The following is a 21,649-nucleotide window of genomic DNA, read 5'->3' as shown; positions in this document are numbered from 1 at the left end:
GTCCACGCGGTACGGCGACCACGTTGGCGTGGACGGTGGCCAGGTCCTCACCTGGTAAGGCTGGCGGCAACCGTCAGCTGCCGGAGCCCTTCGTCCAGGTCGTCCGTAGGCCGCCGGCGTTGCGCTGAAGGAGCAGCGCAGCGGCGAAGTCCAGATCGGCGACGACCTGCGCACGAAGCGGCGTCACCTCTACTGTGGATGAGGTGGGCGAGGATGGGAACGATGCGGTTGGTTGGCTGGTGATTGTCGGCCTTGTGCTGCTGGCTGTCGCCTTGATAACCGACTCCGACTCCGAATCCAAGCCGGCCGCGTCCAAGCCGGCGGTGACCGGGCCGCCGTGGGAGAAGCGGGTAGAGCTACAGATCTTGAAAGGCCAGCTTCGTCCACTGTGGGTGGCTGGTTGGCGTGCTTCCGCTGTGTCTGGGTAGATCCGGTGGGATGAGGTATCCCGATGGTGGTGGCTTGTCCGCGCGGGGGCGGGCGAAGCGTGAGGCGGTGCGGCGGCAGGCGGCCGGGTGGTTCGCGCAGGGTGTGTCGGTGCCGGAGATCGCGGCGCGGTTGCGGGTGTCGCAGACTGCGGTGTACGGCTGGCGCAAGCAGTGGCGGGCCGGCGGCGAGGACGCCCTCGCGTCGAAGGGGCCCGGTGGTTCGCGGTGCCGCCTCGACGACTCCCCGCTACGGCGTCTGGCCGACGCGTTGGAGCAGGGGCCGGCCGCGCACGGGTTCGGCGATGATCAGCGGTGGACCCTGGTGCGGGTGTCGGATCTGATCGCCCGACTGTTCCGGACTCGGTACACGCTGCGGGGGACCTCGTATCTGCTGCACCGTATCGGTTGGTCGGTGCAGGTCCCCGCGCACCGCCCCGTGGAACGCGACGAGGCTGCGGTCGTCACGTGGCGGCGGGAGGTGTGGCCGGCGGGAAAACGGTAGCGGCGCAGCGCGACGCGTGGATCTGCTTCGAGGACGAGGCGGGTCAGACGCTGCGCCCACACAAGGCCCGCACGTGGGGCCGACGCGGGCACATCCCGCAGGTCCCGGTGTCCGGCAAGGGCTCGGGACGGATCTCGATCGCGGGTCTGGTCTGCGTGAAGCCGGGCCGACGCAGCCGGTTGATCTACCGCACGATCACCCACCGCGGCCGCAAGAAAGAACGACGCAGCTTCGCCGAGACCGACTACATCGCCCTACTCGACGCCGCGCACCAGCAACTTGGCGGACCGATCGTCCTCGTGTGGGACAACCTCAACACCCACATCAGCGCCGCAATGCGCCAGATGATCGCCGCCCGGGACTGGCTGACCGTGATCCGCCTGCCGGCCTACGCCCCTGACCTCAACCCCACCGAACACGTGTGGTCACACCTCAAACGCAGCATCGGCAACCTCGCCGTCCAAGGCGTCGACCATCTCCAGGCGATCATCAAGAACAGGCTCAAACGCATCCAGTACCGGCCCGATCTCCTCGACAGCTTCCTCGCCCACACCGGCCTGACCCTCGAACCCGACTCAACCTAGCCTTTCAAGATCTGTAGTCGCCACCGAGTCCGGCACCGGATTGTTCGACGCGGTGTCGCGGGTGTCGAACTGCCAACTCCTTGACCACGGCTTTGACCTGCCGAGACAGACGGGCCGTGCGGCGTTGGTATCGCTCCAGCACCCCGGGCACCTGTTCGCGGAAGGTGTGGCGGCAGCCGCGCGTGGGGCACACCAGCCGTCGCACCCGCACACGGACCACCACCCGACGCCCGTCGACCGGAACGTCGGCCACCGCCCGCCAGTGATAGCCGTGCACCCGTCCCGACGAGGCCCCGCACATCGGGCAGACCGCCGTGTCCTGCGGCGTCCGGGCCCGCACCACGATCCCCCCACCCTCGTCGATCACGTCCTCGACGACCAGCGGGAACAGCCCCGAGAACACCACCTGTACAAGCTTGTTGACGTCCTCCACACAGGAGGTAACGACGCCTCGCCACCCTCCGTCACCACCGAATGTGAGACAGAGCCGTTAGATCCACAGGCCCGCCCGGTGAAGTTTAACGCGCTGCTCACGAACGCGATGATCTTCGACAACGCCCTGGACATCGCGGAGATCGTGCGGCAGCCGCTGGAGGAGGGATGGGTGATCGACCCGGAAGACCTGGCGCACATCTCGCCGTACCTGACCGAGCACATCAACCGGTTCGGCGAGTACAGCACCCACGAACTCGGCATCCAGCCCGACGCGTACGACCGGAAACTCGACGTCGACTTCACACCGCTGCGCGAACAGGACCTGACCGCCGCCGGACTCGGTCAGGCCGCTTGACGACCGCGAGCCTCCTCGTGTGAGCACGGGGCCTGCAGTCGAAGCGGCGCCCGAAGCCACCCCTATGGCTTCGGGCGCCGCTTCTCGTTAATGCTGTGCGAGGTCAGGCACCGGCGGCCAGGCTGAGCGTCTGTCCGGCCTGGCGCTGGCGGTGCTCGTGGGCCTGGTCCAGCTTGGCACGCAGCTGCTCGGCGACGGTGCTCGGGTCGGTGTCGGGGGCGGTCAGGACGGGGTGGCCGGCGTCGAGGATGCGCCGGTAGGTCCCGCGGTACTCGCCGTTGCCGTCCGCGATCAGCGCGGCGGCTCCCGGGGACTTGGCCGCGGCGGTGGCGCACTCCTCGGCCCTGTTCTCGTATAGGTACGGCCAACGGACATGTAGCGCTGCGTGACGGAGTGCTGGTAAGAATCGCGTTACCAGCCGCAAACGGCGGTGATCAGTCCTTGGATGGTGATCTTCCTGCACTGGGCGGCTCGTACACTGACGAAAATGGAGGACCACACGGCCACCGGGATCGGTGCACGTCCGGCGCCCGCCTTGCGGGAGTACGTCGACTCGTATGTCGGCTTCGACCTCCGCGGGCTCCCGACGGGGGTGCACTGCGGCCCGCCGAGCCGCGCGCTCACTGCGGTGATCAGCCTGTCAGATCCTTTGGAGGTGGCGGCGGGCGTTGACGACGGGTCGCCGGCCACCCGATTCGGCAGCGTGGCCGGCGGTCTGATGTGCCGGTCCGTCGCGATTCACCACGACGGACGCCAGCAAGGTGTTCAGGTATCGCTGACACCGCTCGGGGCCCGGGCCATCTACGGCATGCCCGCCGCCGAACTCGCCCACCGACTGGTCCCACTTGACGAGCTTCTCGGAGCGCTTGCCGTCGAGCTGGTCGACCGGCTCCGATCGGCGACAACATGGGCGGCGCGGTTCACCGCGCTGGACGAATTGCTCCTCCGAGCTGTCGGCCGTGGCGCCTGCGGCGACCATGTGCGCTGGGTGCGCCCCGAGGTAGCCGAGGCATGGCGCCGCCTCGTCGCCGCGCGGGGTTGCGTCCAGGTTGGTCCGGTCGCCGCGGAACTCGGCTGGAGCCGTCGGTACCTCACCGAGCGGTTTCGCGGTGAGGTGGGCCTGTCGCCGAAGACCTTCGCCCGAGTCTTGCGCTTCGAGCACGCGCACGAACTGGCGTCGGCGCAGGACCCGCTCCCGTGGGGCGATGTGGCAACCGTCTCTGGCTATGCCGACCAGGCCCATCTCGTGCGGGACTGGCGCGAGTTCACGGGCCGATCGCCGACGGCCTGGCGTCGCAGCGAAGCCCTCCTCGGAGCCGGGTAGCCGCCAACCGTCTGCCCGTCGCGTCGGCTTCTCTTCCCTTTTCTTCAAGACCGCCCGATCGCTGGCGTGGACGATCGTCGGCATGAGACTCGTCAACCACGAACGCAATGCCATGGACCTGCGGACCACCCCCGTGCACCTCGGACTGGGATCGAGAGCGAAACCCGTCGAGGGCTTCACCTGGGACCCGGAGGTGCTCCAGGCCTACAGCGCCGCAGTCGCGGCAGACGGCGCCAAGGGCCGGATGGTGATGATCTTCGACGGCGACGGGCTCGGCGACCATTGGGAGACCCAGCAGGCGACGAACTGGTCGTTTGCCTCAGCGGGTCCGTGACGGTCACCCGCGACGTGGACGGGCTGCCCGACCGCGTTCTGCTCGGGCCGGGCGAGGCCACCATCAACCCGGCCGGGGTATGGCACGTGGTTGACATGGAGGGGCCGACGTCCATCCTGGCCATCACTGCGACCCTCGGCACCGACCACCGTCCTCGGACCGACACCCGCCCGACCGAATGCGTCGGCACGCCCAGCCCGGAGGAAGCGCCGTGAGGACACGCATCGCGTGCCTCGGCGACAGCCTCACCCGCGCGCAGTTCAGCGTCGACTACCTGGATCTACTCGGACGACGCCGCCCTCCCGGTGACGTGCAGCTTGCCCGTTTCGGCGCCAACGGCGACTTCGCCTACAACCTCTTGCAGCGCCTCGATGCTGTCGTCACGAACCCACCCGATGTGATCACCGTGTTGATCGGGACCAACGACGCCCGAGCGAGCCTTGCCGGCTACCCCGTCGAGCAGGCCATGAAGCGCAAACAGCTCCCCGATCGCCCGTCGGCCGGCTGGTTCCAACAGTGCCTGGGAGCCGTCGTCGCACGGCTGCGAGCGGAGACCGACGCGACGATCGGTCTGCTGTCGCTACCGGTACTCGGCCAACAACTCGACGGAGCAGCGGCACACGCATCGGAGGCGTACAGCCGGATGATCGCCGAGGTCGCCGCCACCAACGAGGTGGCCTACCTTCCGCTTCACGAACGCCAGATCGAGGAACTGCGCCAAGCGGACCCGCCGCCGATTTCATACCGGGAGGTGACGCCCGCAGCGGTCGTCGGCGTCCTCGTCCAGCACGCAGTGCTGCGTCGCAGCCTCGACACGATCTCGCGGCGGCGAGGTCTCGTGCTCACGACCGACCACATCCACCAGAACAGCCGCGGCGCCGCCCTTATCGCTGAGGTCATCGACGCCGGTCTGCTGCCCCAGAGCGCGTAGCTGGTTCCGGCGCCCGGCCAGTCGGATGCCATCTACCGCGCGGAGGTGGCATCCGATCCAGGCGGTCAACGCCTACGCCATCCGGCTCGTCTGGCTGCGTGACCAGCGCGAGGGCACCTGGGTCACGGTCCCGTGGCGGCTGCTGTCGTTGACCGCGACCCCATTCGGCGAGCCGGTGGCTCTGTCGATGACGAGAAGCAGCGCTTCTTGGGCAGTTCGGGAGGCACTGCCCGTGCTGGATGTCGATGGCTTCGGGCAGCAGCTCGGTGTCGATCGGTAAGACGCCGTGTGCTGCTCGTCCGAGGCCCGGGACAAATGCGCTGGCTACGGGCGCAGGGTGCGGCCCCGTCTCGCCGTTGCCGAGTACCGGCAGGCGCCTTCCGTTCTGGCCCTGTTCTCGTATAGCTACGGCCAGGTGGCGTGTAGCACCGCTTGACGCTCAGGGCTGCGGTGAGAGATGCCGCAGTAAATGCCGGACCTACTGCGGCGGAGTCCCTACCGTGATCACTGCGGGGTGCGATGGCGCTGGGCGGTCCGGGAAGTGAAGTCGTACGCCGTCAGCTCGCCGGCAGCGACGCCCACCTGGCGGGCGACGCGCTCGACCGCGTCAGTAGGCAGATCCAGCCGCATCCTCGGGAACCGGCCGCGCCAGAGCAGGAACTTCAGCTGAACCGTGAAGCCGAGCCGGGTGACGCCGGTCTTGTTGCGGAGCCAGCCGGTCTCCTCGCCGTTCAGCGTGAAGCGGTCCACGACCTCGTCCAGCCCCAGATCACGCGCCATCGCGGTGCCCGCCACTTCAACGAAGGCCGTTCCCCACCAGCGGGTCATCATCACGGCAGCTCGGGAGCGGGGGCGCACTTCGGTTGCCGCGCGCTCGGGTCGTACCTCTGTCCGACCCGCCCGCGTCATACACCGCGGCGGTTGAGCGCTACCTCACCGGCGCGGGCATCGCGAAGTCCTCCGCGCGTATCTACCGGATCTCGTTGACGACGTGGGGATGGATGCTCACCGGTGAACCGGCGCCGACCGGACCCGGCCGCCGGGGCGCGAAGCCGCCAGTCTTCCCCGTCGCCGGGATCGACGACCCGGCACTGCCGGAGGTCTTGGCCGAGCTGGCGGCGGCGCGGGCTGACGCGATGGACGCCGACACCGTCAACCGGGAGCTGTCCATCGCGCGCCAGGCGATCGGCTGGTGGCAGAGCCAGGGCTGGATCGAGAGCGATCCGACGATCAGCATCGAGCGGAGGCCGGCGCCGCCGGCCCGCACCAAGGCTCTCGCGGAGAACCAGATCGCTGCCCTGTGGCGCTTCGACGCCGCGCTGCGGGAAAAAACACAGTGGAAGATGCTCTACGAGTCCGCCGCGCGGGCCGACGAGGTGCTGTGCCTGAACGTGGAAGACCTGTACCCGCAGGACAAGCGGGGAAGATCACGGCCAAGGGCGGGGCGACCGAGTGGATTCACTGGCAGTCCGGGACCGCCCGGCTTTTGCCCCGCCTCATCGCCCGCCGTACCCGCGGCCCGCTGTTCCTCACCGACCCAAGGCTCCGGCCAGAACACTGACGCTCGACGTGTGCCCGGAGACCGGCCGGGCCCGCCTCTCCTACCGCCGCGCTGAGGAGATCTTCGAGGAGAGCACCCGGCTGCTGGCCAGCTCCCTCGCCTCACCCGACGACATCGAGGACCTGGACGGCTGGACGCTTCACCGGCTCCGCCACAGTGCCCTGACACACGACGCGGAGGACGGCACCTCCACCCCGATGCTGCTGGCCCGCTCCCGCCACGCGTCCGTCCGCTCCCTGGAGCGGTACGCCCGTCCCGGCATCGACTCGATCGCCCGGCACGTCGCCGAACGCGACCCCGCTGCACGGCACCGCACGTAAATCCGAGCAGATCAGAGCTTCAAGATCATCCCGTTGCCCCTTTGGCGCGCATCTCGGTCACGCCCCTACGACGAGTGCAAACGGGCCAGTCAGGCCCAGGTGCGGGTGAGGAAGTTGGCAATCAGCGGGGCGATTTCGGCAAGTGGTCCTCCAGGGCGAAGTGACCGGTGTCGAACAGGTGAAGTTCGGCGTCCGGCAGGTCGGAAAGGTAGGCAAGCGCGCCGGGTTCGGGGAAGAACGGGTCGCGGCTGCCCCAGGTGATCAGAGTCGGCGGCCTGTGCTTGCGCAGCCACGCCTGCCAGTCGGGGTAGGCGGCGATGTTGCTCCTGTAGTCGTAGGCAAGCACGCGCTGCGCGTGCTTGCGGCCGGACTGGTCGAGAAAGTGCTGGTCGAGCAGCCAGCCCTCGGGGGCGATCAGTTCGGTTTCGGCGGTAGCGCCCTCGTACTGGGCACGGGTGGCGTCCAGAGTGAACAGGTCGAGGACGTACAAGTGCCTCGTCACGCAGCCTTGAACGGGTAATCCAAGCGGCGGATCTTGGAGTTGATCGCGAACCCGGTTTTCGGTCGGGCGTGTTGGTTGCGCCATCGGATGTAGGCGCCGATGGCGGCGTCCTGCTCCGGGTGGGTGCGGTGGTCGGTGCCGTTGAGGGCGAAGTAGCGCACGGCGGCGAACTCGGCCTCGATCCAGTTCAGCCAGGACGCGTAGGTCGGCAGGAACACCAGGTCGACCTGGTTGGCGGCGCAGCAGGCTCGGACCTCGGGGTGCTTGTGTGGGGAGAAGTTGTCCAGGATCAGGTAGAGGTGCTGGTCGGGCCAGCGGTGGCGCAGGGTCTTGAGGAAGCTGAGGAACTCGCGCCAGCGTTTCCGGTCACGGATCCGGTAGTGCAGGCGTCCGGTGGCCAGGTCGAGGGCGGCGATCATGTGCCGCACGCCCTGGTCACGCCGGTAGGTGGCCCGTAGTCGCACCGGTTGTCCGGCGGGTCGCCACCCGCGGCCGGGTCGGGGTTGCAGGTTCAGGGGTCCGAACTCGTCCACGCAGATCACCCTGCCGTCGACAGGCGGGTGGTCGTAGAGGTCGAGGATCCGGCGCGTCTTCGCCGTGAAGTCCGGGTCGGTGCTGGCCTTCCACGTCTTGGTGGCCTGCCAGGACACTCCACGTTCGTGCAGGACACGGCGCACGGTCTCGACGCTGACCGTCGTGACGTAGCCGGCGTCGATCAGGTAGTCCCGCAGCTTGGCAAGCGACCAGCAGGAGAACGGCCGGCCGAGGAAACGGGGGTCGCACCGGGCGATGACACAGATCCAGTCACGGGTCTGCTCATCGATCCGTCTCGGTGCGCCCCCGCTCCATTTTGGGTCCAGCGCGTCGAACCCCCGCTCGTTGAACGCATGGATCACGTCCCGCACGTAGTCCTCGGTCACCTTCAGCAGATGAGCGATGTCGGGAGCGGGCTGTCCCTGGGCGGACATCAGCACCACGATCGCCCGCCGCAGCTTCACCGGGTCCTTCGCGGTCCGGGTGACCCGCTGCAACCGCTGACCCTCGGCCATCGACACCTGCCGGACGAACACCTCCGGCCGTCTGCCCACCGGCCACCACCTCCCAAGGTCGAACCGTTGGGAGACAGCGTGCCCGACAGATCCTCAGAATCGACGGATTACACGATCAACGTTCCAAGACGAGGCGCTAGCCGGCTCCCGTCAAGCCGCCAACAGGTACTTGCATCGCGGACGGCAATTGAGCGATCGGATCAACGCATCGCCCGCCTGCCACACCAGTACTGGCGGGACCCGATCCCCGTGTCGTTTGCCCGCGACTACCTGAGCCGTTTCCCTACCCCAACCTCACTTCACCCCTCTTGACCGCCGGCGTTGGTCGCCCGGTCGATCAGGGTGCGCAGGTGTGCTTCGCCGAGGCCGTCGGGGCGGAACAGGATGCGGTACATGATCGGCGCGACCAGTTGGTCCATGACCGTCTCCAGGGGAGGTGTCGGTTCCTGCCGTTCGGTGGCGCGGGCGAGGATGATGTTGATCTGCTCTGCGGCGTAGGCGGAGCACTGCCCGGCGTTGGTGCCGTCGGGATCGCCGATCAGTGCGTCCCGGATGTAGGCCTTCCCTGGTGGTGAGGACATCTCGTCGAGGAAGGACTCGGCCCAGGCGGCGAGATCTTCCGTGAAGGAGCCGTGGTCGTCGGGCGCCGCCTCGGGCCGCAGCCGTTCGACGGCCACGTCCGACAGCAGTTCCTGCAGGTCACCCCAGCGCCGGTAGATGGTCGAGGGGGTGACACCGGCCCGAGCGGCGATCATCGGGACGGTCAGGTTGTCGCGGTCGGTCTCGGCCAGCAGGGCGCGCACCGCGTCGTGTACCGACCTCTGGACGCGGGTGCTGCGGCCACCGGGGCGTGCCATGGGCTTGCGGCTCATGGTCACCAGCCTAAGGCAAACGTTTCGCTTTAACCGGTAGCCTCCTCGTGGGCCAGACCGACGCGCAGCAGGACGTCCTCGGTGAAGGGTGCTCCGATCAGCTGCAGGCCAATCGGCAGGGCGTCTTCGTCGAAGCCAACCGGAACGCTCAGAGCCGGAAAACCGGTCAGGTTCGCGGGAGCACAGAGCCGCACGTACGCGTCCGTCACGCTCTCTACCTCCCCATTCGGCCAGACGATGCTCTCCTGCCCGATCGGAACCGCGGTGACCGGCACGGTCGGAGCGGCGAGGACGTCGACCTCGGTGAACAGCCCTGACCATGCCTCCCGGACCAGGGTGCGGGCACGCTGGCCGCGCAGGTATTCGCCGGCGCCCAGCAGCCCGCCGGCTTCGAGCAGGCCGCGGACGTCCTCGCCGTACAGGTCGGCGGCGGCGCGCAGGGTGTGCTCGTGGTAGGCGCTCGCCTCGGCCAGCATGATCACTGACTGCGCAGGGACGAGGTAGCGCGTCATCGGGATGTCCACGTCGACGAGGGTGGCGCCCAGCGCGGCGAGCTTGTCGACGGCGGCGAGCACCGCCCTCTCGACCTGCGGGTCGAGCCGGTCGAAGTAGTAGTTCCGCGGCACGCCCACGCGAATTCCGCGCAGATCGGTGTGCAGCGCGGCGCGGCGACCGGTGAGGGCGGAGAGGGCGAGAGCGGCGTCGGCGACCGTACGCGTGATCGGTCCGACGTGGTCCAGGGACCACGAGAGTGACGTGACGCCCTGGCGGGGCACGAGGTCGTACGTGGGCTTGAGGCCCACCACGCCGTTGAGGGCGGCCGGGACGCGGATCGAGCCGCCGGTGTCGGTGCCGAGGGCGAAGGTGGCGCTGCCCGCGGCCACGGCTGCCGCGGACCCTCCGCTGGATCCGCCGGCCACCCTGTCGCCGTTGACGGCGTTGCGCGTCTGCGGCGTGATCAGACCGTAGGCGAACTCGTGGGTGTGGGTCTTGCCGAGCATGATCGCCCCAGCGTCGCGCAGGCTCGACACCACCGCGCTGTCCTTCTCGGCGCGGTGGCCGTCGCGCACCCCGGAGCCCGCACCGGTGGGTCTGCCCTCGATGTCGATGAGGTCCTTGATGCCGACCGGGATGCCGGCGAGCGGGCCAGCGTCCCGGCCGGCGGCCAGCGCGCGTTCGGCGGCGTGCGCCGCCTCGCGTGCTCCGTCGGCGTCGATCGCGGAGTACGCGTTGAGCTGGGGTTCCGTGCGCTCGGCGCGCTCCAGCACAGCGTCGACCACCTCGACGGGCGAGAGTTCGCGAGCCTGGATCGCCGCGGCGAGTTCGGTAAGCGACAGGTCAGGCAGCTGCATGATCATCCTTCTGTTGACGTGTGCCGGCCTCGTACACGAAGGCCGGTGGTGTGTCGCCGAAGTCGAGCTCCCGCAGGACGTTGACGGCGTCGTGGATGTGGTTGGTTGCCGCCGCGAGCCCGGCGTGCCGGGCTTCCTCGACCAGCAGCCCGGCACGGGCGGCGAGAGCGGCCGCCTCCGGGGGCGTGAGGGGGGTGGTCATGCGCATCCTCCACTTAAAGCTATCCGTTTGCGTTAGGGAACCATAGGGGCTACGGTCCACTAACGCAAACGGATAGCTTTAAGTGGAGGTGTCATGCCAGCGGGACTGTTCCCCCGGTACGCGGCGGTGCTCATCGCACTGCTGGCCGCCTCCAGCGCGCCGACCCCGCTCTACCCGCTCTACCAGCAGCAATGGAAACTCTCGGAACTCACGATCAGCGTCGTCTTCGCCGTCTACCCCGTGGGGTTGCTGCTGGCGCTGCTGCTCGCCGGCACCCTGTCCGACCGCTACGGCCGTAAACCGGCCACCGTGATCGCTCTGATCGTCCAGGCGGTCGCGATGCTGCTGCTGGCTGTTGCCGCCGGGCCTGGCCTGCTGATCGCCGCGCGGGCCGTGCAGGGAATCGCCACCGGCGTGGCCATCGGGGCGGTCGGCGCCGCCCTGCTGGACCTCGAAGCCCCCGGTCGCCCGGGACGCGGTGCGCTGGCCAACAGCGTCGCACCCCCCGCAGGGATGGCGCTCGGCGTCGTAGCCGCGACCGTGTTCGTCTACCTCCGCCCTGAGAACACCGTGATGATCTACCTCGCGCTGGCGGTCCTATTCATCGCCGGGGCAGCGATGCTCCTCACAGGGCCAGAGCCGCGACTTCGACCGCCCGGCTCCATGCGGCCGTCCACCCCCGCCACCGCGACTGCGACGACCGGCGCAACGCACATCAGCTCGGCCCCACCGCGCCGTCAGCTCCGGGTGCCCGCGACGGCTCGCCGCGAACTGCGGATCCTGGCCGCGGCGATGGTGGCGGTCTGGGCGCTCGGCGGCTTCTACTCCTCGCTCGGCCCGTCCCTGCTGCTGCACATCGCCCCGGACCTGCCCCTCGCGGCAGGCGGCCTGATCTTCCTCGCGGTGACGGTCACCGCCGTACCGGCTGTGCTGCTCACCCGAGCGGCACCCCGCGCGGCAGTTCGGGTCGGCAGCCTGGCCGTACCCCTCGCCGCGGTACTGACCGTGGCCGCTCTGCACGGCGGCGGACCGCCCGCGCTGCTCGGCGGGGCGGTACTGGCCGGCGCCGCGTTCGGCATGGTCAACCAGGGCAGCGTACGCATCATCACCGCACCGGTCGGCGAGCGCCACCGAGCCGCGGTCGTCGCCGTGTGCTCCATCGTCAACTACCTGGCGATGAGCCTGCCCGCCGTCGCGGTGGGCGCCGTCGCCCGCACGTCCGGTCTCGCCACCGCCACGCACGTCTACGCCGTGGGCACCGTCCTGCTCGGACTCGCCGCCTCGGTGGTGCTCGCCCTGGCTCCCCGTTCGATCCCCAACACCGAAGGACACTGAAGCGCCATGACCGCCACCTGGACCGTAGGCTCCATCACCATCCACCGCATCGACGAACTGCTGCTCGCCCCACAGACCGGGCAGTGGCTGCTGCCGGACGCGACCCCCGACCTGGTCGCCCGGCAGGACTGGCTACGCCCCGACTTCGCCAGCCCCGACGCCGAACTGCGCCTGCACAGCCACAGCTTCGCCGTCGAGACCGAAGGACTGCGGGTGCTCGTCGACACCGGCATCGGCAACGGCAAGAGCCGCGCCAACCCGGCCTGGCACAACCTCGACACCACCTACCGGGACAACCTGCGTAGCGTCGGGTTCACGCCGGACTCCGTCGACCTGGTCGTGCTGACCCACCTGCACACCGACCACGTCGGCTGGAACACCCACGAGGTCAACGGAACCTGGGTTCCCACCTTCGGCAACGCCCGCCACATCACCTCCCGCGTGGAGCGCGACTTCTGGGCCGGGTACGCAATGGACGCGCCGCGCCGGCAGATGTTCGAGGACTCGGTGCTCCCGGTGGAACAGGCCGGTCTGCTCGAGCCCGTCGAGGTCCCCGACGACGGGATCGAGATCGCCCCGGGGCTGCGGCTGCTTCCCACCCCCGGCCACACCCCCGGCCACATCTCCGTCCACCTCAGCAGTGCGGGAGAGACAGCACTGATCTCGGGCGACGCCGTCCACCACCCCGTCCAGTTGGCCCATCCCTCGCTGAGCTCCTGCGTCGACATCGACGCAACCCGGGCCGAGGCCACCCGCCGACGGCTGCTCGCCTCGCTCGCCGGCACCGGCACCCTCCTACTGGGCAGCCACTTCCCCGCTCCGACCGGCGGACACGTGCTGCCTGAGGGCGACGCCTACCGCCTCGGGCATCAGGCGAATGCGGCAGTCCCGGCATCGAGTTGATCCACCGGCTGATCGGGCTCGGCTGTGCGTAAGTCACGCATACGCGGGGTGTCGCAATCCCTCGGCCGGATTCCTGCGACCAGTGCGAACGCGACGCATGACCGAACAGGAAGTCGCCGAGCAACTCTCGCGGTGTCGGCGGTCGCGGCGACCGGGCAGAGGTGGGCGCGCAGGGCCAGGGTGTTGACGAAGAGACCGACGAGGTTCTCCAGCTCCGGCACCACCCGGCCGGCGACCGGCGAGCCGATGGCGAAGTCCCGCTGGCCGCTGTGACGGAACAGCACCGCTTGCAGGCCGGTGAGCAGGGTCATGTAGAGGATGGCGCGGTGGGCGCGGCTGAGCCGGCGCGGTCCGTCGGTGAGGTCGGCGTCGAGGGCGAAGCGGTGGGTGCCACCGGCGTACGACTGCACGGCCGGGCGGGGCCGGTCGGTGGGCAGTTTTAGCGCGGGTACGCCGGCCAGTGTCCGGGTCCAGTAGGCGAACCCGTCCCCGGTGGCCGGTCCGTCGAGACGGTCCCGCTGCCAGGCGGCGTACTCCAGGTAGTCGACTGCCGGCGTGCCGGCGTGCCGTCGCGCAGTGCGCCGTAGGTGACGGCGATCTCGTCGAGCAGCAGGGTCGGCGACCAGCCGTCGCTGCCGATGTGGTGCATGGCGAGATGCACCAGGTGTTCCTGGTCGGCGAGCCGGACGACGAGCACCCGCACCAGCGGCGCGACGTCGAGGTCGAGGTTGAACGGGTGCGTACCGAGGTGGCCACCAGTTCGCGGGCGTCGGCCTCGCCGGGTGCGGCGGTGACGGTGACCGGCACCCGCACGTCGGAGGCGACGTGCACGACGGGTTCGCCGTCGGCGTTCTCGGTGAACCGCATGCGGAGGCTGTCGTGCCGGGCGGCGGTCGCGTCGACGGCGGCCCGCAGCAGCTCGACGTTCAACGGCCCGCGCACCCGCACGGTCGAGTGCACGAGGTACGCGGCGGTGCCGGGTACGAGCTCGATTTCCGACGAAGGTCGTAGGCAGAATGCCGTCCTGCGCCAGATGGCACCACGCCCCCGGTCCCGCAGGCTTTTCCCAGGCACCGGGTGACGCCGCACGGATCCCTCCGGACACCCGATCGGCCTGGAAGGTAGCAGCCCGACATGCTTCGCCAAGATCCCGCCCGGCCCCGGGCGTCCCGCCTGCGCCGGCTCGGCGCGGCTCTGGTGGCGACGGTCGCCGTCGCCGCCACCGCCGCCGGGTGCGGCACCGCACCGACCGCCATGTCCGTTCCCACGCCACCCGCTCCCGGCGCGCCGGCCGACCCGGCCGCGCTGAACGCGGCCGACGTCGACGCCTGGCTCGACGGCCTGCTGCCCGCCGCGCTCCAGCGGACCGGCATCCCCGGCGCCACCGTCGCCGTCGTCCGCGACGGCGAGATCCTCACCACCCGTGGCTACGGCCACGCGGACACCGGCACCGGCACCGGCCAGCCGGTACCGGTCGACCCGGACCGGCACCTGTTCCGGGTCGGCTCGGTGTCGAAGCTGGTCACCGCCGTCGCCGTCCTCCAGCTCGTGCAGAGCGGCGATCTCGACCTCGACGCCGACGTCGACGAGTACCTGGACTTCACGCTGCCCCGCCGCTACGACGAGGCGGTCACGCTGCGGCACCTGCTGACCCACACCGCCGGGTTCGAGGAGCGCGTCGCCGGGTTGATCGGCCTCGACGGCAGCAGCCCGAACCTGCGCGCGGCGTTGGCCACCGACCCGCCGGAGCAGATATACCGGCCGGGCACCGTGCCCGCCTACTCCAACTACGGCAACGCGCTGGCCGGATACATCGTCGAGCACGTCAGCGGGACGCCGTTCGAGAAGTACGTCGACCGCAACGTGCTGGCCCGGGCCGGCATGGCGTCGTCGACGTTCGGGCAGCCGCTGCCCCCGGCCCTGGCCGACCGGATGGCCAGCGGCTACGACGCTGCCGGTGTCGCCGGTCCGTTCGAGATCGTCGGCACTCCCCCGGCGGGCGCGTTGAGCGCACCGGCCACCGACATGGCCCGGTTCATGCTGGCGCTGACCGGCGAACCGGTCGGCGAGGGTCCGCTGCTCGACGCCGCCACCCGCGAGCTGATGCAGCGTCCCGGGCTCGACGCCACCTCGCTCGGCACCCTCGCGGACGGCCCCCGGATGGCGCTGGGGCTGTTCGACGAGAGCCGCAACGGCCGACACATCCTCGGTCACGGCGGCGACACCATGTTCTTCCACTCGCACCTACAGATCTACCCCCGGGAGCGGGCCGGCATCTTCCTCTCGCTCAACGGCGGCGGCCGGGGCGAGCTGGACAGCCACGAGCTGCGCCAGGCGGTGGTGAACGGCTTCGCCGACCGCTACTTCCCGGGCACGTCGGAGCGACCGGCCGGCGTCGACGCGCAGACCAGCGCCGCGCACGCCGCCGCCGCGGCCGGTACGTACACCGACTCGCGCGGTTTCGGCAGCAACTTCCTGACCACCATGGGCCTGGTCGGTCGGACCACCGTCAGCGTCGCCGACGACCACCGGCTGCTGTTCGAGCCGGGCCCGCTGTCGGCCACCCCGGCCCTGTACGAGGAGGTGGCTCCCTGGGTCTGGCGCGAGGTGGGCGGGCAGCGCACGCTGGCCATGCGGGTCACCGACGACCGGGTGACGGCGATCAGCCACGACTCCGCGTTCGCCCTGCTGCCGGTCGAGCCGGCACGGGCCACGGCGGTGGTCGTACCGGTGCTCGGTGCCTCCGTGCTGGTGCTTGCGCTGACCGTGCTCTCCTGGCCGTTCGGTGCCCTCCTCCGACGAGTGCTCGGTCGGCCACGCCGTGATCCGGCGGGGCGTACCGTGCGGGTGCTCAGCCGCGTCGCGGTCGCGGGTGCGCTGCTCGCGCTGATCGGCTGGGTGGTGAACATCGCGGCCATCATGGGGTTGCAGGAGGTCTCCGCCGCCTCGCTGCGCACCGTGCAGGTGCTCCAGGTGATCGGCCTGCTCGGGGTGCTGCCCGCAGGGGTGCGGCTGGTCGACGACGTACGGCGGCGCGTCGGCTGGCACCGGGTCGCCGCCAGCGCCCTGATCCTGCTGGCCCTGGCCGGTACGGGCTGGTTCGCGGTCGAGTTCATGCTGCTCGCGCCTAGCATCTCCTACTGACGCGTCGATCCGGGACGGACCGGAGCAAGGAAGTCCACCGCATGAGCACCCACCCCGATCCGCAGGCCGAGGCGACGCCCCGGACGCCCCGGCTGACCAGGCGGCTCGACGAGCGGCTCACCCGGCTCGGCGTGACCGGCCGGTTCGCCCGGGACGGCCTGCTCGCGGCGGCCGTCACCGTGGCCACCCTGCTGCTGCTGGCAATGCTGTTCTGGATCGTCGCACCGGCGGAGGGTCTCGCCGTCGACCCGGCGCGGGCCTGGCTGGTGCTGGTGCTCTGCGGTGTGCAGGCGGTGCTGCTCTGCCTGCGTCGGATCCGTCCGCTGCTCTGCCTCGCCCTGGTCGTCGCCCTGCAACTGGTGGTGATCGGCCTGTTCCTGCCGGAATTGTCGATCCGGGGCCTCGCGCCGTTCGTCGCCGCGTACACCGTCGGCACGCTGCGGCCGGTCCGGACGGCGCTGCTGATCGCGGGGGTCGCCACGGTGGCGGAGACGGCGGGCGCGGTCGCCACCGCTGTCCTCGTCGCCCCCGACATCCTCCTCGCCACGCTCGGCAGCCTCACCGCGAGTGCCCTGACCTACCTCGGCGCGGCCTTCGTCGGTGGCTACGTCGCCACCTACCGGCGCTACGTCGAGCTGGTCCGGGTACGCGCCGAGGAGGCGGTCCGGGCGCAGCAGGCCGGCGTGCAGGCGGCGATCGGCGCGGAACGGTCCCGGATGGCGCGGGAGCTGCACGACGTGGCGGCCCACCACCTCTCCGGCATGGTGGTGCAGGCGGCGGCGGTGGAGCGACTGATCGACCGCGACCCGGCGGCGGCCCGCGCCGGGGTGGCCTGGATCCGCGCCCAGGGCAAGCAGACCCTGGACAACCTGCGACTGGTGGTGGGGGTGCTGCGCGGACGGACCGGGACGGACGCGGGCGACGGCACGGTCCCGGTGCCCGGCCTGGCCGTCCTCGACGACCTCGTCCGCACCGCCGCTGACCTCGGCGGCCCGGTCGAGTTCGTCCGCGAGGGGCAACCGCGCGAGGTGCCGCCGATCGCCGACGTGGCGCTCTACCGGGTGGCGCAGGAGTCGCTCTCCAACGCCCGCCAGCACGCCCCCGGCGCCCCGGTCCGGGTGGCTCTGCGCTACCTCGACCGCCGGGTGACGCTCCAGGTACGCAACGACCCGCCGCCCCGGCGGCCCGAGCCGGCCACCCGCACCACCGGCGGCGTGGGCCTGGTGGGCATGCGGGAACGCGCACAGCTCATCGGTGCCGAGTTCACCGCCGGGCCGACCGCCGACGGAGGCTGGGCGGTCACGGTGCACCTGCCGACCGCACCGGAGGTCGCCCGCGCCGCGACGGCGACCGCGCAGGGAGACCCGACATGATCAGGGTGATGCTCGTCGACGACCAGGCGGTGGTGCGGACCGGGTTCCGGGTCATCCTGGAACAGGCCGGGGACATCGAGGTGGTGGCCGAGGCGTCGAACGGCGACGCGGCGGTCGACCTGGCCCGCTGGCACCGGCCGGACGTGATCTGCATGGACATCCGGATGCCCGGCGGCGACGGGCTCAGCGCCACCCGCCGGATCGTCGGCGAGGCCACCGAGACGCCGCCCGCCGTGCTCGTGGTGACCACGTTCGACCTCGACGAGTACGTCTTCGGCGCGCTGGAGTCCGGCGCCAGCGGGTTCATCCTCAAGGACTGCGAACCCGAGGAGCTGATCGAGGCGGTACGCCGCCTGGCCGGCGGGTACGGGCTCGTCGACCAGGCGGTCACCCGCCGGGTGATCACCGAGTTCGCCCGCCGCACCGCCGCACCGCGTACCGACGCGGTGGCCGCGCACCAGCTCACCGCGCGGGAGGCCGAGATCGTCCGGCTGCTCGCCCAGGGTCTGTCGAACGTGGAGATCGCCACCGAGCTGTTCATCGAGACCAGCACCGTCAAGTCGCACCTCGGCCGGGCGATGGCCAAGATCGGTGTACGGGACCGGTTGCAGACGGTCGTCTGGGCATACCAGAACGGTGTCGTGCCGCGCTGACGCGCCGACGGGTGTGATGCGGACGGGCGGCACATTGACATCCGGAAATGGTCCGGCGAAAGATCGTCAGCGTGCGGAGTGCCTATCTGACCAAGCGGGGTCACATCGACCTCCTGCGGCTCAAGGGCCTGCCCGACGCCATCGGTGAGGTGTGGCCGGAAGCGGTCGTGCGGACCTGCGTGATCCATCTGCTGCGGGCGTCGTTCCGGTATGCCGGCCGACAGCACTGGGACGCCATCGCCAAAGCCCTGCGGCCGGTCTACACCGCCCCCCACCGAGGCCGCCGCCCGAGCCCGCTTCGCCGAGTTCACCGAAACCTGGGGCGACCGGTATCCAGCGATCGTGCGGCTGTGGGAGCAGGCATGGGCGGAGTTCGTGCCGTTCCTGGCCTTCGACGCCGAGATCCGCACCGTCGTCTGCTCCACCAACGCCATCGAGAGCGTCAACGCCCACATCCGCCGCGCGGTCCGGGCCCGCGGCCACTTCCCGAACGAGGCCGCCGCACTCAAGTGCGTCTGCCTAGCGGTGATGAGCCTGGACCCGACCGGACAGGGCCGCCGACGGTGGACCATCCGCTGGAGACCCGCCCTCAACGCCTTCGACATCGCCTTCGACGGACGCCTGTCCGCAGGCCGCAAGTAGTCATCAACAACCCGAGTTACACCGTTCGTTTGACAGACCCGAGCCAGACCAGCGTGGGCAGCCGATGAGAGAGCGACAGCCCGGGCGCCTCAACCGAATCCGGGCCACGGTCGTACGTCAATGGAACAAGTAGCCGATGACCGGACGTCGCGGCTGCCGAGAAAGGGTTTCAGGAATATTGTCGGCTGCACGGGTCGTTCGAGAGGCGGGGTTTCCTTCGGTGGTGGATGGCCGGGCCGTAAGGGTAGGCCGATCCGATGTGCCTTCATTTGATGGCGACGGGGTTTGCTGGTGCGCCGGTAGCGCCGACGATTTTGAGGGGGGCGGCGATGTAGCAGAAGCTGTATTGCCCGTCGAGGGCGCAGTCGTAAGCGAGATCCTCTAGCCATGCTAGTTCGGTGAACACGACGCCGAGGTTGCGCATGAGCGCCGCGTGAAGTGGAAGTTTCGCCGGTACGGCCGGATCGTCGAGTACCTCGTTGGCGATCGTGTCGGTGATCAGGTTGGGGACTTGCATGGTGTCGAACCACTCGACGATGCCCGGGCGGTAGGTAAGCCCGGGCTCGTTGAGCTTGTCTGCATAGGCCTTCGGGTCGTGTCGGTAGCGCGCCATCGACCCGGTGCGGATCAGCAGGATGTCACCTGGTTCCAGTGCTACACCCTGCTGTTGGGCACAAGCAGTAAGGTCCTCGTGGTCGAAGGTTTCGTCGGCGTCGAGCCAGGTCTTGCCGCGATGGCGGGCCATATCGAGCAAGACACCGCGGCCGACGACGCCGCGTTCAGCGATCGGCAGGACTCCGCCGTGGGTCATGCTGCCGATCGTTGTATCGGCGTGATGTCCGTTCCAGGTGGTGTCGTCGTACCAGGCGTGTCCCAGGCCGTCGTAATGTGTTGTTCCCTGCAGGTACATGGAGATCGTGTCGTCGGCGTACTCCAGGCCGCCCTGGAAGGGTCGGCTTACTCCGTCTCGATAGGTGCTCTTGTCCTGGACGTTCGCTCGCTGGGGTTGCTGGCGGGCGGGCCACATGGGGTCGCCGTTCGGGTCGCACATGGTTGCCTGGAGGGTGAAGACCTTCCCTTGCTGGACTGTTCGAATGCCCCGCAGGATGGCGTTCTGGTCGAGATAGTTGAGGCAGCCCACCTCGTCGGCTTCACCCCAACGTGCCCAGTTGGTGGGTGATCCGGCGAGGAGGTTCTTCAGCTCGGCATGCATGCTCAGGAGTATGCATGATCCTCTCCAGGGTAGTTCCTCGACGAGACGTCGGCGATGAACTGCCGCCGATCGTTGGGATTGCGAATTCGGCCGTGATGCGCTTCGCTAACTCGGCGGGCACAACCTCGAGTACGACGGCGAACGCGCCGGCCGCCTCAAGGTCGCGAGCGTCCTGGATCAGACGTTCACCCGTCCCACCTCGTCCCTGCACCGTGTATCCGCCCAGCACGTTCACCGACTGCGGGGCCAGCCCGACGTGGCCCGTCACGGGGATTCCCGCGGTGACGAGTGTCTCGACCTACGGGAGGACCGCCCGGCCCCCTTCGAGCTTCACAGCCTGTGCGCGGCCTTCCTTCATGAAGCGCGCGACGCCGCGCTATCACCCACCAGCAGCGCGGGTACCCCGACCTCGTCGGAGACCCTGGCAGTAAGTGCGTCGCAGGCAGCCAGCATTGCCCACAGCTCGCCGCGCTTCTTCGCGGCCGCCAGGTCCCGGCTGGTCAACCGCCGCCCCCTGACGCCGTACAGCGAGCCGAACCCTCCCGACATGGGCGCCCTTCTAGTCTAGCGTCCTAGCTGGCCAGCTTATATAGTGCCTCGGCCACGTTAGCAGGACATCTGAGGTCCAGTGTCGCTGTCCCGGCGTGGGACGTGACGGGAAGTTCCCTCGGCGGAAGGGCTCACAACGGCTATGCCACTGCACGTTGCCGTCATCGGCGCTGGACGCGTCGGAACCGTGCTCGGGGCGGCGCTGGCCAGGGCTGGACACCACATCACCGTTGTGGCGAGGTCCCCCCGCTCCCTGGCTCGTGCTCGACGCCTGCTCCCCGACGCCTCATTCGTGTCTCTCGCTGCGGCCACGGACGCGGACCTCTTGTTGTTGACCACTTCCGATGACGCGCTCGTACAGGCTGCTCGAGAACTGGCGGACGCTCCCTCGCTGCGAGTGGGACAAACTGTGCTGCACACCTCGGTCGTGCACGGGTTGGGCGCACTCGAACCCCTTCAGCATCGCGGGCTGCGGATCGGGTCGATGCATCCGGCGATGACGTTCACCGGTCAACTGACTGACCTCGACCGCCTCCCCGGAACTACTTTCACCGTTACCGCCCAACCCGACCTGCTCAAGCCACTCCGCCGATTGATCGAGGGCGACCTGAAAGGACGTCAGCAATCACTTCGGGAGGAACAACGACCCCTTTATCATCTCGGGCTGGTCCATGGCGCCAATCATTTGGTGAGCCTCGTGAACGATGCATGCGACATGCTCAGAGCGGGTGGCATCACACACCCACAGGACGTCCTCGAACCGCTCCTGAGGGCCGCCCTCGACAACGCCCTCGACGCTGGGGACCACGGGCTCACCGGCCCCATCGCGCGCGGCGATGTCGGCACGCTCGAATGGCATGTCGCGACCCTGGAGCAGACCCGGCATCCAGCAGCCGACGCATACATCACGCTAGCCCACCGGACTGCCGAACGTGCCCACCACGCCGGCATCCTGTCCGACGTCACCGCCGCTCGACTCATGGACGCCATCGCAATCCGCCCGGATCGTCGGGCCGCGTCGACTCGACGGTGCAACTGCGGTTCCTGATTCTCTAGCCTGCGAGTTCCAAGGCTTTCGGTACCTTG

24 protein-coding genes and 5 pseudogenes are annotated in these 21,649 nt (G+C 69.6%); 16 read left to right on the top strand and 13 right to left on the bottom strand.

The genetic code is table 11. The features are described from left to right. The first annotated feature begins 462 nt into the window (after positions 1-462). Complete coding sequence (locus tag GA0070618_RS21755; RefSeq protein WP_231931403.1) at positions 463-930, top strand: winged helix-turn-helix domain-containing protein; 468 nt, start codon at positions 463-465, stop codon at positions 928-930. Next, positions 909-1,514 carry an IS630 family transposase gene (locus tag GA0070618_RS21750; protein ID WP_172900409.1) on the top strand — a complete coding sequence of 202 codons (606 nt, stop codon included), beginning with the start codon at positions 909-911 and terminating at the stop codon, positions 1,512-1,514. Before GA0070618_RS21755 ends, GA0070618_RS21750 begins: the two co-directional genes overlap by 22 nt. Before the next feature lie 64 nt (positions 1,515-1,578). On the opposite strand, the pseudogene GA0070618_RS21745 reads toward GA0070618_RS21750, so the two are convergent. Beyond that, a pseudogene (locus GA0070618_RS21745) lies at positions 1,579-1,947 on the bottom strand (transposase family protein); the annotation flags it as partial. Between GA0070618_RS21745 and GA0070618_RS35225 the strand changes: the two are divergent. After that, positions 1,834-2,304 carry a Tn3 family transposase gene (locus tag GA0070618_RS35225; RefSeq protein WP_269148507.1) on the top strand — a complete coding sequence of 157 codons (471 nt, stop codon included), beginning with the start codon at positions 1,834-1,836 and terminating at the stop codon, positions 2,302-2,304. The pseudogene GA0070618_RS21745 and the gene GA0070618_RS35225 sit on opposite strands and share 114 nt — an antisense overlap. A 103-nt stretch (positions 2,305-2,407) precedes the next feature. Here GA0070618_RS35225 and GA0070618_RS21735 read toward each other — a convergent pair whose 3' ends face one another. Continuing rightward, complete coding sequence (locus tag GA0070618_RS21735) at positions 2,408-2,728, bottom strand: hypothetical protein (protein ID WP_088983281.1); 321 nt, start codon at positions 2,726-2,728, stop codon at positions 2,408-2,410. A 21-nt stretch (positions 2,729-2,749) separates the two neighbouring features. On the opposite strand from GA0070618_RS21735, the gene GA0070618_RS21730 reads away from it, so the two are divergent. The 4 genes from GA0070618_RS21730 (at position 2,750) to GA0070618_RS21720 (ending at position 4,893) form a co-directional block, all read left to right on the top strand. Continuing rightward, entirely contained in the window at positions 2,750-3,628 is an 879-nt protein-coding gene (locus tag GA0070618_RS21730; RefSeq protein ID WP_197701579.1) for a helix-turn-helix domain-containing protein, read from the top strand. A gap of 82 nt (positions 3,629-3,710) precedes the next feature. Next, positions 3,711-3,962, top strand: coding sequence for a hypothetical protein (locus GA0070618_RS34320; protein WP_197701578.1), 252 nt, complete (start codon positions 3,711-3,713; stop codon positions 3,960-3,962). Continuing rightward, on the top strand, positions 3,959-4,177 hold the full coding sequence (locus GA0070618_RS34315; protein ID WP_197701577.1) for a hypothetical protein: 219 nt from the start codon (positions 3,959-3,961) through the stop codon (positions 4,175-4,177). The genes GA0070618_RS34320 and GA0070618_RS34315 overlap by 4 nt, the downstream gene beginning before the upstream one ends. Then, positions 4,174-4,893: an SGNH/GDSL hydrolase family protein gene (locus tag GA0070618_RS21720; protein WP_088983280.1), complete on the top strand. Its 720-nt coding sequence runs from the start codon at positions 4,174-4,176 to the stop codon at positions 4,891-4,893. Before GA0070618_RS34315 ends, GA0070618_RS21720 begins: the two co-directional genes overlap by 4 nt. A 504-nt stretch (positions 4,894-5,397) precedes the next feature. Here GA0070618_RS21720 and GA0070618_RS21710 read toward each other — a convergent pair. After that, positions 5,398-5,724, bottom strand: coding sequence for a DUF4158 domain-containing protein (locus GA0070618_RS21710; RefSeq protein ID WP_157748973.1), 327 nt, complete (start codon positions 5,722-5,724; stop codon positions 5,398-5,400). Positions 5,725-5,894: 170 nt separating this feature from the next. Between GA0070618_RS21710 and GA0070618_RS34310 the strand changes: the two genes are divergently transcribed. Then, positions 5,895-6,509 (top strand): site-specific integrase, encoded by a 615-nt coding sequence (locus tag GA0070618_RS34310; protein WP_197701576.1) that lies wholly within the window; start codon positions 5,895-5,897, stop codon positions 6,507-6,509. Then, complete coding sequence (locus tag GA0070618_RS21700; RefSeq protein ID WP_197701575.1) at positions 6,463-6,774, top strand: hypothetical protein; 312 nt, start codon at positions 6,463-6,465, stop codon at positions 6,772-6,774. Before GA0070618_RS34310 ends, GA0070618_RS21700 begins: the two co-directional genes overlap by 47 nt. Positions 6,775-6,895: 121 nt before the next feature. Here GA0070618_RS21700 and GA0070618_RS21695 read toward each other — a convergent pair whose 3' ends face one another. The 5 genes from GA0070618_RS21695 to GA0070618_RS21675 form a co-directional block, all read right to left on the bottom strand. Continuing rightward, on the bottom strand, positions 6,896-7,264 hold the full coding sequence (locus tag GA0070618_RS21695) for an alpha/beta fold hydrolase (RefSeq protein WP_197701574.1): 369 nt from the start codon (positions 7,262-7,264) through the stop codon (positions 6,896-6,898). An 8-nt stretch (positions 7,265-7,272) separates the two neighbouring features. Then, on the bottom strand, positions 7,273-8,364 hold the full coding sequence (locus GA0070618_RS21690) for an IS630 family transposase (protein ID WP_231931402.1): 1,092 nt from the start codon (positions 8,362-8,364) through the stop codon (positions 7,273-7,275). Positions 8,365-8,624: 260 nt separating this feature from the next. After that, positions 8,625-9,197, bottom strand: coding sequence for a TetR/AcrR family transcriptional regulator (locus GA0070618_RS21685; protein ID WP_088985716.1), 573 nt, complete (start codon positions 9,195-9,197; stop codon positions 8,625-8,627). 29 nt (positions 9,198-9,226) lie between these two features. Then, on the bottom strand, positions 9,227-10,549 hold the full coding sequence (locus GA0070618_RS21680; RefSeq protein ID WP_088983277.1) for an amidase: 1,323 nt from the start codon (positions 10,547-10,549) through the stop codon (positions 9,227-9,229). Beyond that, positions 10,536-10,751 carry a hypothetical protein gene (locus GA0070618_RS21675; RefSeq protein WP_088983276.1) on the bottom strand — a complete coding sequence of 72 codons (216 nt, stop codon included), beginning with the start codon at positions 10,749-10,751 and terminating at the stop codon, positions 10,536-10,538. The genes GA0070618_RS21680 and GA0070618_RS21675 overlap by 14 nt, the downstream gene beginning before the upstream one ends. Before the next feature lie 93 nt (positions 10,752-10,844). On the opposite strand from GA0070618_RS21675, the gene GA0070618_RS21670 reads away from it, so the two are divergent. Both GA0070618_RS21670 and GA0070618_RS21665 read left to right on the top strand, forming a co-directional pair. Continuing rightward, positions 10,845-12,086 carry an MFS transporter gene (locus GA0070618_RS21670; protein ID WP_088983275.1) on the top strand — a complete coding sequence of 414 codons (1,242 nt, stop codon included), beginning with the start codon at positions 10,845-10,847 and terminating at the stop codon, positions 12,084-12,086. Positions 12,087-12,092: 6 nt separating this feature from the next. After that, the gene (locus GA0070618_RS21665) at positions 12,093-12,989 is read left to right on the top strand and encodes an MBL fold metallo-hydrolase (RefSeq protein ID WP_088983274.1); all 897 of its coding nucleotides are present in this window, start codon (positions 12,093-12,095) and stop codon (positions 12,987-12,989) included. Here GA0070618_RS21665 and GA0070618_RS33600 read toward each other — a convergent pair. Together GA0070618_RS33600 and GA0070618_RS35220 are read right to left on the bottom strand one after the other, a co-directional pair. After that, a pseudogene (locus GA0070618_RS33600) lies at positions 12,956-13,686 on the bottom strand (condensation domain-containing protein). The gene GA0070618_RS21665 and the pseudogene GA0070618_RS33600 overlap by 34 nt on opposite strands. Positions 13,687-13,829: 143 nt before the next feature. Continuing rightward, positions 13,830-13,931 (bottom strand): annotated as a pseudogene (locus GA0070618_RS35220) (hypothetical protein); the annotation flags it as partial. A gap of 192 nt (positions 13,932-14,123) precedes the next feature. Between GA0070618_RS35220 and GA0070618_RS21650 the strand changes: the two are divergent. From GA0070618_RS21650 to GA0070618_RS21635, 4 genes and pseudogenes are all read left to right on the top strand, one after another. Then, positions 14,124-16,133, top strand: a complete 2,010-nt coding sequence (locus GA0070618_RS21650; protein ID WP_088983272.1) for a serine hydrolase domain-containing protein — start codon at positions 14,124-14,126, stop codon at positions 16,131-16,133. Positions 16,134-16,174: 41 nt separating this feature from the next. Then, a complete protein-coding gene (locus tag GA0070618_RS21645) occupies positions 16,175-17,506 on the top strand; it encodes a sensor histidine kinase (protein ID WP_088983271.1) in 1,332 nt (443 codons plus the stop codon). Continuing rightward, positions 17,503-18,159, top strand: a complete 657-nt coding sequence (locus GA0070618_RS21640) for a response regulator (RefSeq protein WP_088983270.1) — start codon at positions 17,503-17,505, stop codon at positions 18,157-18,159. The genes GA0070618_RS21645 and GA0070618_RS21640 overlap by 4 nt, the downstream gene beginning before the upstream one ends. Positions 18,160-18,278: 119 nt before the next feature. Continuing rightward, positions 18,279-18,801, top strand: a pseudogene (locus GA0070618_RS21635) (transposase); the annotation flags it as partial. Between the two features lie 265 nt (positions 18,802-19,066). Here the strand turns inward: GA0070618_RS21635 and GA0070618_RS21630 are convergent. The 3 genes and pseudogenes from GA0070618_RS21630 to GA0070618_RS35575 form a co-directional block, all read right to left on the bottom strand. Then, the gene (locus GA0070618_RS21630) at positions 19,067-20,014 is read right to left on the bottom strand and encodes a cyclase family protein (RefSeq protein WP_088983269.1); all 948 of its coding nucleotides are present in this window, start codon (positions 20,012-20,014) and stop codon (positions 19,067-19,069) included. Then, positions 19,953-20,300 (bottom strand): annotated as a pseudogene (locus tag GA0070618_RS35370) (3-methyl-2-oxobutanoate hydroxymethyltransferase); the annotation flags it as partial. The gene GA0070618_RS21630 and the pseudogene GA0070618_RS35370, both read right to left, overlap by 62 nt. A 68-nt stretch (positions 20,301-20,368) precedes the next feature. After that, positions 20,369-20,563 carry a 3-methyl-2-oxobutanoate hydroxymethyltransferase gene (locus GA0070618_RS35575; protein WP_414467531.1) on the bottom strand — a complete coding sequence of 65 codons (195 nt, stop codon included), beginning with the start codon at positions 20,561-20,563 and terminating at the stop codon, positions 20,369-20,371. A 142-nt stretch (positions 20,564-20,705) separates the two neighbouring features. On the opposite strand from GA0070618_RS35575, the gene GA0070618_RS21620 reads away from it, so the two are divergent. Then, positions 20,706-21,611: a Rossmann-like and DUF2520 domain-containing protein gene (locus tag GA0070618_RS21620; protein WP_088983268.1), complete on the top strand. Its 906-nt coding sequence runs from the start codon at positions 20,706-20,708 to the stop codon at positions 21,609-21,611. Positions 21,612-21,649: the final 38 nt, after the last annotated feature.

Origin of the sequence: Micromonospora echinospora, assembly GCF_900091495.1 — a bacterium.
GTDB lineage: Bacteria > Actinomycetota > Actinomycetes > Mycobacteriales > Micromonosporaceae > Micromonospora > Micromonospora echinospora.
This window is presented reverse-complemented; position numbering and strand designations above follow the sequence as displayed.

Coding starts and splice junctions, on each gene's coding strand:
- GA0070618_RS21730 (WP_197701579.1), top strand. CDS start 2,750: ATGGTGATCTTCCTGCACTGGGCGGCTCGTACACTGACGAAAATGGAG.
- GA0070618_RS34320 (WP_197701578.1), top strand. CDS start 3,711: ATGAGACTCGTCAACCACGAACGCAATGCCATGGACCTGCGGACCACC.
- GA0070618_RS21710 (WP_157748973.1), bottom strand. CDS start 5,724: ATGATGACCCGCTGGTGGGGAACGGCCTTCGTTGAAGTGGCGGGCACC.
- GA0070618_RS34310 (WP_197701576.1), top strand. CDS start 5,895: ATGCTCACCGGTGAACCGGCGCCGACCGGACCCGGCCGCCGGGGCGCG.
- GA0070618_RS21685 (WP_088985716.1), bottom strand. CDS start 9,197: ATGAGCCGCAAGCCCATGGCACGCCCCGGTGGCCGCAGCACCCGCGTC.
- GA0070618_RS21680 (WP_088983277.1), bottom strand. CDS start 10,549: ATGCAGCTGCCTGACCTGTCGCTTACCGAACTCGCCGCGGCGATCCAG.
- GA0070618_RS21675 (WP_088983276.1), bottom strand. CDS start 10,751: ATGACCACCCCCCTCACGCCCCCGGAGGCGGCCGCTCTCGCCGCCCGT.
- GA0070618_RS21670 (WP_088983275.1), top strand. CDS start 10,845: ATGCCAGCGGGACTGTTCCCCCGGTACGCGGCGGTGCTCATCGCACTG.
- GA0070618_RS21665 (WP_088983274.1), top strand. CDS start 12,093: ATGACCGCCACCTGGACCGTAGGCTCCATCACCATCCACCGCATCGAC.
- GA0070618_RS21650 (WP_088983272.1), top strand. CDS start 14,124: ATGCTTCGCCAAGATCCCGCCCGGCCCCGGGCGTCCCGCCTGCGCCGG.
- GA0070618_RS21645 (WP_088983271.1), top strand. CDS start 16,175: ATGAGCACCCACCCCGATCCGCAGGCCGAGGCGACGCCCCGGACGCCC.
- GA0070618_RS21640 (WP_088983270.1), top strand. CDS start 17,503: ATGATCAGGGTGATGCTCGTCGACGACCAGGCGGTGGTGCGGACCGGG.
- GA0070618_RS21630 (WP_088983269.1), bottom strand. CDS start 20,014: ATGCATGCCGAGCTGAAGAACCTCCTCGCCGGATCACCCACCAACTGG.
- GA0070618_RS35575 (WP_414467531.1), bottom strand. CDS start 20,563: ATGTCGGGAGGGTTCGGCTCGCTGTACGGCGTCAGGGGGCGGCGGTTG.
- GA0070618_RS21620 (WP_088983268.1), top strand. CDS start 20,706: ATGCCACTGCACGTTGCCGTCATCGGCGCTGGACGCGTCGGAACCGTG.